The organism is Nocardioides terrae (assembly GCF_900112345.1).
Classification (GTDB): domain Bacteria; phylum Actinomycetota; class Actinomycetes; order Propionibacteriales; family Nocardioidaceae; genus Nocardioides; species Nocardioides terrae.
Window position 1 is genome coordinate 90,691 of the sequence record NZ_FOLB01000009.1, and the last position, 16,805, is coordinate 107,495.

At 73.4% G+C, this 16,805-nt stretch carries 13 protein-coding genes and 1 tRNA gene; 5 read left to right on the plus strand and 9 right to left on the minus strand.

Annotation, left to right across the window (positions count from 1 at the left end; genetic code table 11):
• Window positions 1-6: 6 nt before the first annotated feature.
• Window positions 7-564 (minus strand): dehydrogenase, encoded by a 558-nt coding sequence (locus BM236_RS19650; RefSeq protein ID WP_217645331.1) that lies wholly within the window; start codon window positions 562-564, stop codon window positions 7-9.
• Window positions 565-633: 69 nt separating this feature from the next.
• On the opposite strand from BM236_RS19650, the gene BM236_RS13005 reads away from it, so the two are divergent.
• Window positions 634-728: transfer RNA gene (locus BM236_RS13005), tRNA-Sec, on the plus strand.
• A 36-nt stretch (window positions 729-764) separates the two neighbouring features.
• Entirely contained in the window at window positions 765-1,292 is a 528-nt protein-coding gene (locus BM236_RS13010) for a DUF1990 domain-containing protein (protein WP_091124480.1), read from the plus strand.
• Window positions 1,293-1,300: 8 nt separating this feature from the next.
• Here the strand turns inward: BM236_RS13010 and BM236_RS13015 are convergent, their stop codons facing one another.
• Complete coding sequence (locus BM236_RS13015) at window positions 1,301-1,777, minus strand: hypothetical protein (RefSeq protein WP_091124482.1); 477 nt, start codon at window positions 1,775-1,777, stop codon at window positions 1,301-1,303.
• A gap of 144 nt (window positions 1,778-1,921) precedes the next feature.
• On the minus strand, window positions 1,922-3,028 hold the full coding sequence (locus tag BM236_RS13020) for a threonine aldolase family protein (RefSeq protein WP_175507679.1): 1,107 nt from the start codon (window positions 3,026-3,028) through the stop codon (window positions 1,922-1,924).
• 97 nt (window positions 3,029-3,125) lie between these two features.
• On the opposite strand from BM236_RS13020, the gene selA reads away from it, so the two are divergent.
• From selA to BM236_RS13035, 3 genes are all read left to right on the plus strand, one after another.
• Window positions 3,126-4,454 (plus strand): L-seryl-tRNA(Sec) selenium transferase, encoded by a 1,329-nt coding sequence (gene selA / locus BM236_RS13025; RefSeq protein WP_091124487.1) that lies wholly within the window; start codon window positions 3,126-3,128, stop codon window positions 4,452-4,454.
• Window positions 4,454-6,184 (plus strand): selenocysteine-specific translation elongation factor, encoded by a 1,731-nt coding sequence (locus tag BM236_RS13030; RefSeq protein WP_091124490.1) that lies wholly within the window; start codon window positions 4,454-4,456, stop codon window positions 6,182-6,184. Before selA ends, BM236_RS13030 begins: the two co-directional genes overlap by 1 nt.
• A gap of 82 nt (window positions 6,185-6,266) precedes the next feature.
• On the plus strand, window positions 6,267-6,509 hold the full coding sequence (locus BM236_RS13035) for a DUF6458 family protein (RefSeq protein ID WP_091124493.1): 243 nt from the start codon (window positions 6,267-6,269) through the stop codon (window positions 6,507-6,509).
• Between the two features lie 70 nt (window positions 6,510-6,579).
• On the opposite strand, the gene BM236_RS13040 is transcribed toward BM236_RS13035, so the two are convergent.
• The 6 genes from BM236_RS13040 to BM236_RS13065 all read right to left on the minus strand — a co-directional run bounded on the left by BM236_RS13040 (window position 6,580) and on the right by BM236_RS13065 (window position 16,798).
• Window positions 6,580-10,089, minus strand: coding sequence for an ATP-binding protein (locus BM236_RS13040; protein ID WP_091124496.1), 3,510 nt, complete (start codon window positions 10,087-10,089; stop codon window positions 6,580-6,582).
• A complete protein-coding gene (locus tag BM236_RS13045; protein WP_245750315.1) occupies window positions 10,086-10,832 on the minus strand; it encodes a DUF4194 domain-containing protein in 747 nt (248 codons plus the stop codon). Before BM236_RS13045 ends, BM236_RS13040 begins: the two co-directional genes overlap by 4 nt.
• Complete coding sequence (locus BM236_RS13050; RefSeq protein WP_091124498.1) at window positions 10,829-12,334, minus strand: DUF3375 domain-containing protein; 1,506 nt, start codon at window positions 12,332-12,334, stop codon at window positions 10,829-10,831. The genes BM236_RS13045 and BM236_RS13050 overlap by 4 nt, the downstream gene beginning before the upstream one ends.
• Before the next feature lie 135 nt (window positions 12,335-12,469).
• Window positions 12,470-14,887, minus strand: a complete 2,418-nt coding sequence (locus BM236_RS13055; RefSeq protein WP_245750316.1) for a beta-xylosidase/alpha-l-arabinosidase — start codon at window positions 14,885-14,887, stop codon at window positions 12,470-12,472.
• Between the two features lie 31 nt (window positions 14,888-14,918).
• Entirely contained in the window at window positions 14,919-15,785 is an 867-nt protein-coding gene (locus BM236_RS13060) for a carbohydrate ABC transporter permease (RefSeq protein WP_091124500.1), read from the minus strand.
• Complete coding sequence (locus BM236_RS13065) at window positions 15,782-16,798, minus strand: carbohydrate ABC transporter permease (RefSeq protein ID WP_245750317.1); 1,017 nt, start codon at window positions 16,796-16,798, stop codon at window positions 15,782-15,784. The genes BM236_RS13060 and BM236_RS13065 overlap by 4 nt, the downstream gene beginning before the upstream one ends.
• Window positions 16,799-16,805: the final 7 nt, after the last annotated feature.

The window sequence follows — 16,805 nt, forward strand, 5'->3', positions numbered from 1 at the left end:
GGAGTGTCAAATGCGGGCCTGGTTCTCGATCTGGATCGCGCCCATCGCCGTGTAGAGCTTCTTCATGAGGTAGTTCTCCTCGTTGTCGAGGGTCGCTCCTCCGAGGCTGGCGATGCCCATCGTGCGCCGGGTGCGGTTGCCGTCCGCCTCCCACTCCCAGAACTGCTTGCGGGTCTTGATGACGCGGTCGGCGATCATGTCGACCGCCGTGTCGAGGTCGAGGTCCTCCCACTCGGTCGCGTAGGGCCGGCGGTAGCGGACCTTCGTCACCCGGCTGGGGCTCGTCACCAGCTGCTTGCTGGCGCTGCCCTTCGGGCAGAGCCGGCCGCGTGAGATCGGGCTGGCCGGATTGCCCTCGATCTGGGCGACCTTGCCGTCCTTGACGAAGACCTTCTGGGCGCAGCCGACGGCGCAGTAGGGGCAGACCGAGTCGACGACCTTGTCGGCCTTCACGGTGCGCGGCTCCAGCGTCTCGCTGCGCTTCGACATCGCCGCCGCGCCCCGTCCGAGACGGTCGCGTCCGGTCGCCTGGCGTATGGCCGGCCAGCCCAGGAACGCGTTCACCTCGGCTATGTAACCACGGCAGGGACGCCGGAAACAGAGGGAGCCGATCAACCGCCTAAGGTGTGTCGCGGAGGCGTACCTCGTCTGGTGACGGGCGCGGTCCTCAAAACCGTTGTGGCCCGGCATCCGGGTCAGGCAGGTTCGATTCCTGTCCGCCTCCGCCATGGGTCTTCCGCGGCGGCTGCCTGCAGAATGGCTCCGTGGGCACTTCGTTGCCGGCCGCCACCGCAGCGGCCCTCCGCGCCGCCGACCTCACCTACCCGGAGGTCGGTGCGACGACGGGTGCGCTACCGCCGGGCTACCGGCACCTCACCCGGACCCGGATCCTCGACGCCGCGGACCTGACGACCGCCGCGGACCGATTGATGACCTGGCAGGTGCACGAGCGCGCGGGGCTCCGAGTCGCCGCGTCCTCGCTTCGGGCCGAGCCAGGAGCCGTCGTAGTGATGCGCCTGGGGCTCGGGCCGCTGGCCGTCCGCATCCCGTGCCGCGTGGTCTACGTCATCGACGAGCCGGACAGGCAGGGGTTCGCCTACGGGTCCCTGCCGGGGCACCCGGAGAGCGGCGAGGAGCTGTTCCTGGTGCACCAGGACGGCGGCGGCCGGGTCCACTTCACCGTCGAGGTCTTCTCCCGCCCCGCGACCCTGCTCGCCCGGGCCGGCGGTGTGCTCACCCGGCTGTTCCAGGACCTGATGACCGCCCGGTACCTGCGCGTGATCGACAGGTAGCGCGCCCGTCAGGGGCGTTCCAGCGCGGCCATGGTCGCGGCCGCCGCGCCGGCGTACGCGAGGTGCGGGACGACGTCGGCCGCCCAGTCGACCGACCTCCACGTGCGCGGGTCGGTGACCCCGAGGACGGTCATCGGGCCATTGCCCGCCACCATGGCCAGCAGCCACGCGAGGCCGGCCGTGCCGAGGCCGCTCCGCGGGTGCCCGGTCAAGCCGCGGACGGCGCCGAGCGCGAGGCCGGTGCCGACCCCGGCAGTGGCACCGAGCAGCGATCCGAGACCGGACTCCACCGCCTCCCTCCGCTGCTCCTCGCGGGGAAGCCGGGCGCCGATGAGCTTTGCGGCCCGTTCCACCGTCTGTTGCGGTGTGCTGCTGGCCGGCCGTCGGCGGACCGCCATGTCGAGGTAGGTCGCCGCGTTCAGTGCGGTCGTGCCGACGGCACCGGCGAGAGCTCCCCAGTACAGGGTCCGTACGACCGACGTCATCTCGCCACGCTAGCTCGCCGGGTCGGACCAGGGCGGGCCGGCCCACTGTCGGGACGCAGCGGGCGAACGACGTCTGATCATCCGCGGAGCGGCTCCCTGTCTGCGTGGCTGGCACGCTGTTCCCGTTCTCGGCGCGGATCTCCTTCACGGCGCTGACGAAGAGACCCCCACGACTCCGCCGACCAGCGCGGCCATGGCAACCGGGTCGAGCGTGAGCGCTGCGGGCGTGACCACGATCTCGGTGCGGATGCGGCCGGGCTCCTGCGCCGGGAGCCAGGCCGGCAGCCCGATCCGCCGTTCGTCGACCACCGCCGCGGTGCGCTCGTTGACGGCGTCCGCGTCGCCGGCGGCGAAGAGCAGGAACTGGTTTGTCTGCGGGACCGCGGGCTGCACGGCGAGCCCGGCCGGCAGCGCGGCGGCGAAGGCGCGCGCCCAGGTGACGGTCTCCGGGACGAGCGGCAGCCGCTCGCGCAGCCCGACGAGCGCGGAGACGGCCTCAGCTGTGGACCGGTACACGGTCCCGCCCAGCCGGCGTCGCCACAGCCGGGCCTCCGCGACGACGTCCGCCGAGCCCAGCAGCGCCGCGCCCGCGAGCCCGGCGAGCCCTTTGTAGAACGAGACGTAGACGGAGTCGGTCAGGCCCGCGATGTCGGCGAAGGAGTGCTCGAGCCAGGGCTGCGCCTCCCAGATCCGGGCGCCGTCGACGTGCAGAGCCACGCCGCGGGCACGACAGGCGGCGGACAGCTCGGCCAGCTGGTCCCACGTCGGCAGCAGGCAGCCCGCCTCCCGCAGCGGCAGCTCCACCAGGACGGCTCCCAGCCGGCCGGGCACCCTCTCGAGGTGTGCGGCCGTCGCGACCTCGAAGCCACGCGTCAGGAACGAGACCTCCAGGTCGTGCAGGATGCGCGGGCCGTCCTCCTCGTGCACGAGGACGTGGCTCAGGTCGGGCAGTGCGACCCGGCGGCTCCCCGCGCCGTCGCAGTGCACCCTCAGCGCGGCCTGCTGCGCCATCACCCCGCTCGGGAAGAAGGCCGCCGCCTCGACGCCGAAGCGCTCGGCCAGCTCGCTCTCGAGTCGGGCGACCGCTCCACCGCCGCCGTAGATGTCCCACTCGTCGATCCCGAGCTCCTCGCACGCGCGGGACAGATCGGCGAAGGCCGCCGCGGGCGAGCCGGCGGGCTGGCCGGTGACGGCGGCGGTACATCCTCTCGCGGCGGCACGGACGCAGGTCAGCAGTTCCTCGGAGGCCACCGTCGAACCGTACAAGCGAGCCAGGGTCGATCCCCCTCCACCCGGGCCCTACGTTCTGTCGTAGGTTCCGTCTTGACACCGAGTCGCAGGAGGCAGCGTGGAGGACGACCCCCGCCGTCGTACGCCGCGCACCGACGCCGTGCTGGCCGACCCCGCCGTCGCGGTCGCCGCCGAGCGGCTGGGCCGCGAGCGCGTGAAGGCCGCGGTGGCCGAGGCGCTCCAGGAGTGCCGCGCCGGGCGGCTCGCGCCCGAGCACGTGGCGGCGTACGTCGTCGAGACGCTCCCCACCATCGCGACGTCGATGCGTCGCGTGATCAACGCGACGGGGGTCGTCGTGCACACCAACCTCGGCCGCGCTCCACTCTCCTCGGCCGCGGTCGACGCGGTGACCGTCGCGGCCGGGGCGACCGACGTGGAGCTCGACCTGGCCACCGGACGGCGGGGCCGGCGCGGGACGGTCGCACTGGCCGCGCTCGCCGCGCGGGTCCCCGACGCGGGCGGCGTGCACGTGGTCAACAACGGCGCCGCCGCTCTCGCGCTCGTCGCCTGCGCGCTCGCGGCCGGTCGCCGCATCGTCGTCGCCCGCGGCGAGCTGGTCGAGATCGGCGACGGCTTCCGCATCCCCGAGCTGCTCGAGTCGGTCGGCGCGACGCTGCACGAGGTGGGCGCGACCAACCGGGTGCACCTCGCCGACTACGAGGCAGCCGTCGACGACGACACCGCCTTCGTGCTGAAGGTCCACCCGTCGAACTTCCGTGTCGAAGGCTTCACGTCGTCCGTCCCGGTCGACGCGGTCGCCGACCTGTGCCGTGCTCGCGGTGTCCCGCTCGTCGTCGACATCGGCTCAGGGCTGCTGGCGCCGCACCCCCGGTTGCCGGACGAGCCGGACGCCACGACCGTGCTGCGCGACGGCGCGACGCTGGTGACCGCCTCGGGCGACAAGCTGCTCGGGGGGCCGCAGGCCGGCCTCCTGCTGGGCGACGTCGAGCTGGTCGAACGGCTCCGTCGGCACCCGCTCGCCCGCGCACTGCGCGTCGACAAGCTCACCCTGGCGGCTCTCGAGGCCACCTTGTCGGGACCACCCGCTCCCGTGGCGGTCGCGTTGGACACCCCGCCCGAGGAGCTGCTGGCGCGGGCGCGCCGGCTCGCCCTCGCGATCGGCCCCGACCTCGCCGCTGCCGTCCACTCCGACGGCCGCGTCGGTGGCGGCGGGGCGCCGGGCGTCACGCTGCCGAGCGCCGCGGTGGCGCTGCCCACCGACCTGGCCGAGCCGCTGCGTCACGCCGAGCCGCCGGTCGTCGGCCGCGTCGCCGACGGGCGGCTGCTCCTCGACCTGCTCGCCGTCCCGGCCGACGGTGACGACGAGCTCGCCGACGTCGTACGCCGGGTGGCCGGGTCCGTCGCCGCCGAGCGGACCGGCGGCTGATGCACGTCGTCGCCACCGCCGGGCACGTCGACCACGGCAAGTCGACGCTGGTCCGCGCCCTCACCGGCGCCGACCCGGACCGGCTCGATGAGGAGCGTCGCCGCGGCCTGTCGATCGAGCTGGGCTATGCCTGGACCGAGCTCGACGGCGTCGGCGAGGTGGCCTTCGTCGACGTGCCCGGGCATCAGCGGTTCCTCGCCACCACGCTCGCCGGCGTCGGGCCGGTGCCCGTCGCGATGCTCGTGGTCGCCGCCGACGACCCGTGGATGCCGCAGGCCGCGGAGCACCTGGCCGCGCTGGACGCCCTCGGCGTGCGACACGGCGTCGTGGTCGTGACCCGGTCCGACCTCGCCGACCCTGCTCCCGCGCTGGCCCGGGCCCGCGCCGAGGTCGACCGGACCGGCCTGGCCGGCGCCCCCGCCGTCGCCGTCAGCGGCCGGACCGGTGCCGGGCTCGACGAGCTGCGCACCACGCTCGCCGACGTGCTGGCCGGGCTGCCGACGCCCGACCCGGCGGCGGACGTGCGGCTCTGGGTGGACCGCCGCTTCCACATCCGCGGCTCGGGCACCGTCGTCACCGGCACGCTTCCCGCCGGGACCGTCGCGGTCGGCGACAGCCTCGCGCTGCTCGACGGGTCGCTCGCGCGGGTGCGCGGGCTCGAGGCACTCGGCCGGACCCGCGTCCGGATGACCGGGGTCGCGCGGGTCGCGCTGGACCTCGGCGGGCACGCGCCCGAGGGCATCCAGCGCGGCGAGGCGCTGCTCACCCCCGGCGCCTTCCTGCCCACGAGGACGGTCGACGTGACCGTCTCCGGCGAGGGGCGGGTCCCCGAGCGACCGCTGCTGCACCTCGGATCGGCCCAGGTGGCCGTGCACACGCGCCCGCTCGGCAAGGACTTCCACCGGCTGGTCCTCGACTCGGCCCTCGCGCTGCGCGTCGGGGACCGCGCGATCCTGCGCGACCCGGGCAGCCGCACCCTGTGGGGTGTGATCGTCCTCGACCCGCAGCCGCCTGCGCTGGGTCGGCGCGGCGCCGCCACCGCCCGCGCGGAGGCGCTCGCGGCCAGGGACGGTACACCGGCCGGCGAGCTCGCCCTGCGCGGCGTGGTGCGACGCAGCGTGCTGCGCCGGATCGGCGCGCCGCTCCTCCCCGTGCCGGACGGCACCGTCGCCGTCGGCGACTGGCTCGTCGGGCCGGCGCGGGCAGGCGAGCTGCGGTCGGCGCTGACCACGCTCGTCGAGAGCGCAGGGGTCGTCGGCGTGACGCCGGCCGCCGTCGCGCACGAGCTCGGGCTGCCCGACCCCGCCATCGTCGACGCCCTCGTCGAGGCACCCCTCTCCTCCGACGGCGGCCGGATCCGCTCGTGCGACGCCGACCTGCCGCCCGCGCTGGCAGCTGCGCTGGACGCCCTGCGCGTTCGGCTGTCGGACCGGCCCTTCGACGCTCCGACGGCCGACGAGCTCCAGTCGCTCGGGCTCGACGCCGGCGCGGTGGGCGTCCTCCACCGGGACGGGCACCTGCTCCGCCTCGCCCCCGGCGTGGTGCTGCTCCCCGACGCGCCGACCCGCGCCCTCGAGCTGCTGGCCCGGCTCCCCCAGCCGTTCACGACCAGCGCCGGCCGCCAGGCGCTCGGGACCAGTCGCCGCGTGGCGCTGCCGCTGCTGGCACACCTGGACGCTGCCGGCCGCACGGTGCGACTCCCCGATGACACCCGCCGGGTCGCGGGCTGACGCCCCGATCGTTTGACTCCTCCCTCGCTCGGGCACCGGTAGCCGTCGCCCACCAGCGACCTGGACACGAAGGAGTCATCTGATGGGTTACGGACTTGGTGCGTTCCTGCTCGCCGTGGGGCTCATCCTCGCGTTGGCGGTCAACGCTGACGTGCAGGGCGTCGACCTGCAGATGGTCGGCTGGATCCTCGCCGCCGTCGGGGCGGTCGTGATCGTGCTGACCGCGATCACGTGGAACCGTTCGCGCAACATGCGGACCGTCGCGACACGCACGCACGCCGACGGGACGCAGACCTCGGAGGAGCGCCGCACCAGCGACTACTGACAAGTCGCTCGGTCGGACAGGCCGGCGAGGATCGCACACGCGATCCTCGCCGGCCTTCCGCATCTCGGGGCTAGGAGACGGCGTCGCTGATCGGCGTGATCCAGGACTGGTGCGTCGTCGGGTTCTTGGTGATCGCGAGGAGCTCGTCCATGTGCGGCTCCAGGCCGGTCACCTTGTCGAGCGGGACGCCGATGATGAGCTGGAAGCCGAGGCCCCTCCACGCCCGCACCGCCCGCCCGGCGAACTCCGAGTCGGCCTTGACGAAGCCCTCGTCGAGGAAGACCGGGGCGAACCGCGGGCGCGACCGCATCTCGTCGCCGAGCCGGAACCGCAGCGCCGAGCCGACGATGAAGGCGACCAGCTCCTGCGACTCGCCGCCCGACTTCTCGCCGAGGGTCCGGTAGGTCGCGCGCAGCTCGCCGGAGAGGTGGTCGTAGCGCTCGGCGCTGATCTCCACGTGGCGGCGTACGTCGAGCAGCCGGTCGCGGTCGCTGAGCCCGTCGAGCGCGTGCTCCGGCCGGCGCAGCTGCTGCATGAAGCGGCTCAGCTGCGTGAAGCGTGCCTCCATGCCCGCCTCGTCGAGCTCTTGCGTGGTGCCCGCGGACAGCGTGCGCAGATCCTTCATGAAGACCTGGACATGGGCCGGGGCGAGCCGCCGCAGCCGGATGCGCAGCCGGTCGCCCGCGGCGCCGAACTCGAGCCGGCGCAGGATCGCGTTGATCGGCTCGAGCCGGTCCTCGATCTCCTCGATGCTCGCCGCCATCGCCCCGAGCAACGGGACGAGGTCCTGGCCGCTCCACTCGGTGAGGCGGCGGCGCCACTCGCTGCGCCGCTCGGCCAGACCGGTCGCGCGGATCTCGCCGAGGATGCGGGCGAAGTCGGGGTAGCTCTCGACCGTGGCGCCCAGGTTCGGCGAGTCCCACCGGAGCTTGTAGGCCCGGAAGATCGTCGTGAGATCGTCGTCGACGCGCCGCAGCTCGGCCTGCGCGTCGGTGACCGCCTGCCGCAGGCGTTCGTCCAGCCGCTGCGAGTTGGCGTGGAACCGGTCGAGGTCGTCCGGGTCGTCCGGCGCCGTCGCGGCCGCGAGCTCGGCCGCGAGGCTCGCCTCGTGCTCGGCCGTGAGGACGACGCGTCCGCTGCCCTCCATCTCCTCGACCCGGTCGTTGACGATGTCCTCGGAGTCGACCAGCTCGGCATGCTCGTCCGCGAGCCGCTTCTGCTCCTGCTCCAGGCCGAAGCGCAGCTTGCGGGCGTCCTCCAGCCGGGTCTCCAGCTCGACGATCTGGCGCTCGAGCACGGCCAGCTGGTCGTCGGCGGAGAGGAGCTCGGTCCGCCGTGCCTCGATCTCGGCGATCCGCCGGTCGCTGCCGGCGACGTCGAGGTCGTCGAAGCGGGCGACCGCGACGGCGTCGTACGACGCCCGGCGCCGGCCCAGGACGGAGAGCTCGGCGTCGAGATCAGCGATGTCGGCATCGAGCGTGGTCAGCTTCTGCTCGAGGCCGGCCAGCTCGGTGTCGATCTCGCCGATGGCCTCCTCGTTGGAGAAGCCGATGATGCTGCGCTGGTCGTTGCGCCCGTGCGAGCCGCGCCGCCCGTTGCGGGTCTGGCCCGCCTCGGTCACCCGCAGCCCCGGCCCGACGAGCTCGTCGGGCGTGGACACGCAGAGGGCGTTGCGGGCCGGCTCGGCGACGTGGGTCTGCACCCAGCCGGAGAAGCGCGACTCCTTGAAGAGCAGCTTGCCGGCGACGCGGTCCGGATCGGCGGGGCCGGGGGCGGGCAGGTCGAGCTCGACACCCTCGAAGGTGATCCGGCCGCGCAGGCGGACCCCGTCGATGCGTCGGGAGAACTCCTCGAGCCGGTCCAGCGGGACCAGCATGACCCGGGCGGAGCCGCCGAGGACCGTCTCGACGGCCGTCCGCCAGCGCGACTCCTCGGGCTTGACGTCGACGAGCTCGGCCACGAACGGCAGCTCCTCGGCGTCGAGGCCGCTGGCCCGCGCGAGCTCCGCGCGCAGCTCGTGGAGCGCGACCGGCACCCGGCCGGCCCGGCTCTCCAGCGACGCGCGCTCCCGGGTGAGCTCGCTGCGGCGCTCCTGCAGCGGGTAGCGCCGGCCGACGGTCACGTCACGCGCCGACGTCAGCTCGCGCTGCCGGGCCTCGTGGCCGGCCAGCCATTCGCGCGCCGACGCCTGGAGGAGCGCGAACTCGTCCGCCGACTCCAGGCCCGACGCGTCCCAACCGCCCTCGGGGTCGGTCACGTCGAGGATCGGCAGCAGCCGCTCCTGCAGCTCGGCGCGCCGCGCGACCCGGGCCGCGCGGGCGATCTGCTCCTGCTCGAGCGTCGCCGCGAGCGACTGCAGCGTGGAACCACCGGCGTCGCGGTGGGCCGCCTTCGCCACCTCGAGATCACGCTGGAGCGCTGCCTCTGCGGCCGTCGCGGCGGTCAGCGCCTCGGCGGTGGCGGCCCGGCCCGTCCGGTTGCGCGCGCCGGCCGCCTCGAGCAGGCGCTGGTGGGTCTTGAGCAGCCACAGCCGCAGCGGGGTGTCACCGGCGAGGGTCACGCCGTAGGCGTCGAGCTCGGCCGAGCGCGCCTCCGCGGCCACCCTCCGCTCGTGCAGCCCGGTGATCGGCTCGAGGAGCTGCAGCTTCTGCTCCTCGGTCCGCATGGCCGAGTAGGCCGAGTCGAGGTCGTCGAAGTGCTCGATGGCGCGGTCGGCGGCGGCGTAGGTCGAGGGCCGCTCGAGCACCATCTCCTTGTAGAGCTCGTCGACGCTGCGCACCTGGTTGCCGGCCTGGATGCGGGCGAGCAGCCGCAGCGCCTTGGACCCGTCGCCGTTGGCGCCGATGCCGAGCCGCGCGTGAAGGACGGCGGCGAACTCGGCGTACGTCTTGTGCACGCGGATGCCGGGGAAGAGCTTCTTGAGGGTGTTGGCGTGGAAGCGCTCGGCGACGGCGACCTCGAGCGACTCCAGCGACAGGGCGCCCTCGAGCGAGGCGAGCTGCATCTGCACCTCGCCGGAGCGGGTGGCGCGGCGCGGGACGTAGTAGGTCCGCAGGGCGGTGAAGCGGCGGCCCTGGTCGTTGACGAAGGTCATCGCCACGGCGCCCCAGGTGTCGGCGCCCCTGCCGCGCAGGAGCTTCTCGACCGGGCGGCCGGTGCGTGGGTCGTCGATGACGTCGACGGCGCCGCGCAGGTAGGAGAGCAGGTTGCGCTGGCCGGCGCTGCGCGCGCGACCGGCCACGGCGTCGTTGGAGGCGCCGTTGAACTTGGTGTCCGACGGCATCATCAGTGCGGTGTAGGCGTCGAGGATCGTCGACTTCCCGACCCCCGAGGCGCCCGAGATCATCGTGGAGTCGCCGTGCAGCGGCACCCGGGTGAGCCCGACGAAGCCACCCCAGTTGACGAGCTGGAGGAGCTCGGCCCGCCACTGCACGGTGTCGTCGGCCGGCGTGGCGACGCTCGCCCGGTCGAAGAGGCCCTCGTTGGCGGTGCCCTCGTCGAAGTCGGGGTCGACGTTGACGCCACCGAGTCCGCCGAGTCCGCCGAGTCCGGCCGTGGCGTCGAGGGCGTCGGTCGTCACTGCTCGGTCTCCTGCTCGTCGAAGAGCTCGGCGTCGACCTCGTCGGCCCGGTCCTCGGCCTCGCTCCCGTTGGCCCGGCGCAGCGCCTCGAGCAGCTCGGTGAGCAGCTCGAGCGGCAGCAGCGGCTCGACCGCCTCGCTGACCTCGAAGCGGTCCTCGTGCGAGCCGGGGATGAGCAGGCCCGCCTTGGCCAGGGAGGTGATGGCGTTGCGCGCGCGCTTCTCGTCACCGGCTTCGTCGGTGGCGTGGGGCGGGCGGAAGGTCGCGACGTGGTCGACCAGGTCGTCGCGGTCGACCAGGACCCGGCCGTCGCCGGCCGCCGCGCCCGCGCGCAGGCGGTCGCGCAGGTGGACGAGCAGGATGGTCTCCTCGCGGCTCCACGCGGCGTCGTAGAGCAGCGTCGGGAACCGGTCGCCGGCCTCCCCCTTCGCCTGCCGCTTCCAGGCGACCTCGCGGCCGTGGTCGACGGCGAGCTCGAGGAAGAGGTCGTTGAGCCGTGACTCGATGACGCGCGTGTGCTCGACCAGGACCTGCCAGTCGCGCGGGTGCGTGCGCGCGCTGATGAAGCGCTGCTTGAGCAGCATCACGAGGCAACGGCGCTGAGCGAAGTCGAGCCCGCCCTCGTCGCCCTCCCACAGCGAGACCGACGAGCCGTCGGCCAGGTCGGCCTCGAAGTCACCCATCGCCTCCACGGACACCGACTCCTGCGCCCAGTCGACCGCGCTGTCGTCGTCGAGGGTCATCGGCTCTTCTCCAGGTCGGTGTCGCGGGCAGGGGCAGGGTCGTGGTCGGGCAGCGGCAGTCGCGGGACGTCGAAAGTACGACGACTGCCGTCGGGTCTCAGCGCGGCGTAGGCCTCGACGTCGTCCTCGACGTCCCAGCCGCGGTCGGCCGCGAGGTGCAGCAGCCCGAAGATCTCCACGGGGCGGCGCAGCGACGGCTCGAGGGTCTCGAAGAGCTCGCCGAGCGACGAGGCCGGGTCGGTGCTGGCCAGCGCCGCCTCCAACCGCTGGCGCAACGAGGGCAGCTGCGGGCCGCCCTGCGCGATGAGGTCAGCGAGCGCGAGCCCGGGCGACTCCGAGCCGTCGGCCACGGCGATCCGCTCGGGGAGGACGTCGTCGGCGGGGTCGTAGAACCGCTCCCGCAGGTGCTCGACCGACGCGCGGGGCGGGAGGAGCGGCACGTCGTGGCTGGCGCGAGGGCCGGTCCGCGCCACCCACGACATCAGCTCCGACTCGACCTCGCGCAGGGTCTGCGCCAGCTCGCGGTCGCGGGCGGCGTCGTGGGAGACGATGTAGTCCTTCAGCGTCGCGGTCACCTTCGAGCGCTGCGCGAGCACCCGGTCGAGCCCGTCACGGACCAGCTTGACCGTCCCGCGGAGCTCGGCGCGGTCGGCCTCGCCGAGGATCCGGTCGGAGACCGGGTGCTCGAGGAGCGCGGTCAGGTCCTCGCGCAGCCGGGTGACGAGCGCGTCGTCCCGCAGCAGCGCGAAGGCGCCCTCGAAGGCGCGCCCCTCCTGGGTGGAGGTCATCAGCGCGTCGGCCCGGGCGAGGTATTCGTCGATGACCTGTCCGGCCGGGCGGTCCTCGGCGCGGAACGCCCCGAGGATCTCGCCGCGGATCTGCGCGAACCGCTCCTCGACGCGGGCGAAGTCGGCCGGCAGCGCCGAGATCAGGGAGAGGAGCTCGGTGAAGCCCTCGGCCATGTAGTCGTCGGTGGCGCTCACCATCTCGGCCCCGTCGACCAGGCGGTCGCGCTCGGCCTGCAGCCGCGCGATCTCGGCGTTGAGGATCGTCACCCGGGCACCGCGGTCGGGGTTCGCCTCGGAGTTGAAGCGGCGGACGGTGCCGAGGATCGTGGCGATCCGGTGCTCGCTGAGGGTCGCCCGGTCGCGGGAGAGGTTCTTGACCAGCTCGAGCGCCTGCTGGGCGTGGGAGGTGAGCGAGTAGACCTCCTGGTCGCGCTCATCGAGCGAGCGGACCAGCCACTGACCGCGCATCCAGCGCTGGCACAGCTCCTTGCCGGTGCCGTGGGGCACCTCCGACTCCCCGGCCAGCCGGATCTCGGCGAGGTGCTCCTCCACCTGCGTGTGCAGGCGCGCGGTCGGGATCGGCCGGTTGTTGCGGCCGAACGCCGCCCGGAAGACGCTGATGACGACGGGCGCCTGGCGCTGGTGCAGCAGCGTCAGCGTCGGCTGGGCGAAGGCGCCCTTGACGCGCGCCAGCTCGCCGGCGATCTCGCTCATCGTCTCCCCGCTCGCTCGTCCCCCACCGGTGCGAGGAGACAGCATCCCAGACGGGGCCGACACCGCCCGATCGACCCCGCCCCGCTGCTGCCAGAAGGTCATCGCGACCTTGTGGCCGACACCCTGGGACAGGTCTCAGCCGGGCACGACCTCGGCACTTGCCTGGCGGCGGTCGGCCGCGGTCACCCGGTGCACCTCGCCGGTCAGCCGGACCACCGCGCGGTCGACCCGCGAGCCGGTGACCGGCGCCGCCGCCGCGTCGGCTGCCGCGGCGCTGTCGGCGATGCCCTCGGCGACGGCCGTGGCGACCTTCTCGCCGGCGGACGCGGCGACCCAGACCTCGACGTCGCCCGGCTCCACCACGCGGTCGAGGGCACGGTCGGCGAAGGCGAGCCGCGTGGTGGGGACGCTGAAGCACACCACCGCCGACTCCCCCGGGCCGAGCGTCACCCGCTGGTAGGCCAGCAGCTGCGACACCGGGCGCACGACCGAGGCGACCAGGTCGCGGGCGTAGAGCTGGACCACGTCGGTGCCCGCCACGGGGCCGACGTTGCTCACCCGGACACTGACGTCGAACGAGCCGTCGGTCGGCGCCTCCGCATCCGCCGTCAGCTGGCTGTAGGCGAAGGAGGTGTAGGACAGGCCGAAGCCGAACGGCCGCACCGGCGTCGGGTCGGTCGAGGTCACCTCGGAGGGACCGCCGAGCAGCGGCTGCAGGTAGGTGTACGGCTGGGCGCCGGCACCGCGGGGCAGGCTCACCGGCAGGCGGCCGGACGGGTTGACCGCCCCGGTCAGGACGTCGGCCAGCGCCGCGCCACCCTCCTCGCCCGGGAAGAACGCCTGCAGTACGGCGGCGGGCAGCCCCGCGTTGGAGCCGGACCCGTCCAGGGCCCAGCCGGCGGCGTACGGCCGGCCGGTGACGAGCAACAGCACGACCGGCGTACCCGTGGCGACGACCGCCTCCACGAGCTCGCGCTGCACGCCGGGCAGCTCGAGCGAGTCCGCGTCGTTGCCCTCGCCCACGGTGCCCCGGCCGAAGAGGCCGGCCTGGTCGCCCATCACGAGGATCGCCACGTCGGTGCCCTCGGCGGCGGAGACGGCGGCCGGGAAGCCGCTGCGGTCGTCGCCCTCGACGGCGCAGCCCTCGACGACCGTGAGCTCGGTCTCCGGCAGCCGACTGCGCAGCGCCTCCGCGACGGTCGGCACCTCGAAGCCGAGCGGGACGTCCGGCTGGTGGGCGAGGACGTGGTTGGCGAAGGAGTAGCAGCCCATCAGCGCCTCGGAACGGTCGGCGTTGGGACCGATCACCGCGACCCGCGCCGGCACACCGCCACCGGTGCGCAGCGGCAGCACGCCGTCGTTGGCGAGGAGCACGACCGACTCGGTCGCGAGCCGGCGAGCGATCTCGCGATGCCGCGGCGAGTCGAGGTCGATCACCGCCGGCGGCTCGCCGAGCCGCTCCGCGAAGTCGGGGTCGAGCAGGCCGAGCTCCTCCTTCTGCGACAGCGCGCGCAGCACGGCCCGGTCGACGAGCGCCTCCTCGACCTCACCGGAGCGGATCAGCTCGGCGAGCGGCTCGAGGTAGGCGTCGCCGCTCGGCAGCTCGACGTCGACGCCGGCCCGGAGGGCGAGCGCCGCGGCGTGGCCGCGGTCGGCCGCGACGGCCTGCATGACCGCGAGGAAGGCGACGCCGAAGTAGTCGGCGACCACGACGCCGTCGAAGCCCCACTTCTCCCGGAGCAGCCCGGTGAGGTGCTCGTCGGAGGCGTGCTGGGGGACGCCGTCGACGTCGTTGTAGGCCGCCATCACCGAGCGCGCGCCGCCGTCGAGGATGGCCATCTCGAACGGCGGCAGGAAGACGTCGGCGACCTCGCGCGGCCCCGCCGACACGGGGGCGTGGTTGCGGCCCGCTCGCGAGCCCGAGTAGGCGACGAAGTGCTTGAGCGTCGCGTGGACGCCGGCGGCCTGCAGGCCCTTGACGTACGACGTCCCGATGGTGCCGACCAGGTAGGGGTCCTCGCCGATCGCCTCCTCGGTGCGTCCCCAGCGCGCGTCGCGGATGACGTCGAGCACGGGCGCCAGGCCCTGGTGGATGCCGAGGGCGTGCATGTCCGAGCCGATCAGCTCGGCCATCTCCTCGACGAGGGTGGGGTCGAACGTCGCGCCCCAGGCCAACGGCGTCGGGAAGGTCGCGGCCTGCCAGGCCGCGAGGCCGGTGAGGCACTCCTCGTGCACGAGGGCCGGGATGCCCAGCCGCGTCTCGGTCACGAGTCGACGCTGCTCGGCCCACAGCCACGCCGCGCGCTCGGCCGGGTCGACCGGTCGGGTGCCGTAGACGCGGGCATAGTGCCCGATGCCGTGCTCGGTGATCTCGGAGAGCTGGGTGCCCTCGCGCGAGTTGTTCATCTCGCCGGCCATGGGCGCCACGACCTCACCGCCGTGGTCGAGCCAGTAGCCGACGATCTGCGCCAGCTTCTCCTCGAGCGACATGCGCGCGTGGAGGTCGCGCACCCTCTCCGAGACGCGAGGAGGGGCAGGCAGGGATCCGGTCACGTGTGCGACTCTCTTCTCGAAATACTGGGGCTCAGCCCTTGACCGCACCCTGCAGACCGCTGACGATGCGGCGCTGCAGCGCGAGGAAGAGGATCAGAGCGGGGATCATCGCGATGGTGGTGAACGCGAGCACGCCGGCGGTGTCGGAGGAGTGCTCGGTGGAGAAGTCCGCGACGCCGAGCGGCAGGGTCCGCATGTCGTCCTGCAGCAGCAGCAGCGGCAGCAGGTAGGCGTTCCACGAGCCGACGAAGGCGAGCACGCCGACGGTGATCAGGCCCGGCGTCGTGAGCGGCAGGATGATCCGCCAGAACAGGCCGACGCGCGAGGAGCCGTCGATCATCGCGGCCTCCTCCAGCTCCTTGGGCAGCGCCATGAGGAACGGCCGCAGGATGACCACCGTCATCGGCAGCGCGAAGGCCGCCTGGGGCAGGGCGACGCCCCACCACGAGTTCCCCAGGCTCAGGTCGCGGGTGACGATGATGAACAGCGGGATGATGGCGACGGCGGCCGGGAACAGCAGCCCCAGCACGAACACCAGGAACAGCGGCTCGCGGCCCTTGAACTCGTAGCGCGCCAGCGGGTAGGCCGCCATCACCCCGAAGAGCACGGTGACGGCGGTGGTGATCGCCGCGATGACCGTCGAGTTCAGGGCGTAGCGCCAGAACGACGACGTGGTCAGCACGTGCTTGTAGTTGCCGAACACCCACGGGTCGGGCAGCCCGGCGGGCTTGTCGGCCAGCTGGGCGTTGGTCCGGAAGCCGCCCATGGCGCCGTAGATGACCGGGCCGACGGTGATCGCGACGACGATCAGCGCGATCAGGTAGACCAGCGGGCTTCCCCCGCCGAACGTGCTTCCGCGTCCGCGCCGCTTGGGCGCACCGAGAGAGGCGTCGCTCATGCCTTGACCTTCTTCCTGGCCTTGCGCGACTCGTCCTGCGTGTCACGGCGCAGGATGAAGATCTGGTAGAGGATCGCCATCACGAAGGCGATCACGAAGAGGATCACCGAGGCGGCTCCGGCGATGCCGTAGTTGTGGCTCTTGGTGCCCTGGTTGATGAGGTACGTCGCCATGGTGGTCGTGGCTCCGGCGGGGCCGCCGCCGGTGAGGATCCAGACCATGTCGAAGAGCTGCAGCGAGCCGATCATCGACAGGAAGCACCAGGTGCGGATCGTGGGGCCGAGCAGCGGGATCGTGATCTTGCGCTGCACCTGCCACCAGCTGGCGCCGTCGAGCTGGGCGGACTCGTAGAGCTCCTCCGGGACGCTCTGCAGGCCGGCGAGGAAGAGGATCACGGCGAGGCCGAGGTACTTCCAGGTCAGCACCGCCAGGACGGTCCACAGCGCGTACTCGGGGGTGCCCAGCCAGCCCTGCTCGGGCGGCGTCAGGCCGACCTTGCCGAGGATGGCGTCGACCATGCCGTATTGCGGCTGGAGCAGCTGGTACCAGACCACGCCGGCGACGACCTCGGCGAGGACGTAGGGCACGAAGATGATCGTGCGCAGGATGCCCTGGCCCCACATCTTGCGGTTGAGCAGCAGCGCGATGCCGAGGCCCAGCGGCAGCTGCACGATGATCGAGCCGGCGACGATCGTGAAGTTGTGGCCGACCGCGTGGAGGAAGTCGGGGTCCTGCAGGACGAGTCTGTAGTTGTCGAGGCCGACGAAGTCGGCCAGCGGCCCGAAGCCCTTCCACTTGTAGACCGAGAATCGCACCGCGTAGAAGACCGGCCACGCGATGAACAGCGCGATCAGGACCAGCGCGGGCGTGATGAACAGCGCGATCTCCAGACGCTTCCGCCACGCGTCCGAGCGGCCGGCCGGCCGCTCCGGACGACCGGGCGCCCGGCGTGCCTGCGCACGCCGGGCGACCGGGGCGTCGTGTCCGGACACCGCGGTAGCGGTTTCCGTCACTTCTTCC

Excerpts from the sequence above, each read along its gene's own strand:
- BM236_RS13060 (WP_091124500.1), bottom strand. The coding sequence starts at position 15,785 with ATGAGCGACGCCTCTCTCGGTGCGCCCAAGCGGCGCGGACGCGGAAGC.
- BM236_RS13015 (WP_091124482.1), bottom strand. The coding sequence starts at position 1,777 with ATGACGTCGGTCGTACGGACCCTGTACTGGGGAGCTCTCGCCGGTGCC.
- BM236_RS13035 (WP_091124493.1), top strand. The coding sequence starts at position 6,267 with ATGGGTTACGGACTTGGTGCGTTCCTGCTCGCCGTGGGGCTCATCCTC.
- BM236_RS13045 (WP_245750315.1), bottom strand. The coding sequence starts at position 10,832 with ATGACCCTCGACGACGACAGCGCGGTCGACTGGGCGCAGGAGTCGGTG.
- BM236_RS13050 (WP_091124498.1), bottom strand. The coding sequence starts at position 12,334 with ATGAGCGAGATCGCCGGCGAGCTGGCGCGCGTCAAGGGCGCCTTCGCC.
- BM236_RS13030 (WP_091124490.1), top strand. The coding sequence starts at position 4,454 with ATGCACGTCGTCGCCACCGCCGGGCACGTCGACCACGGCAAGTCGACG.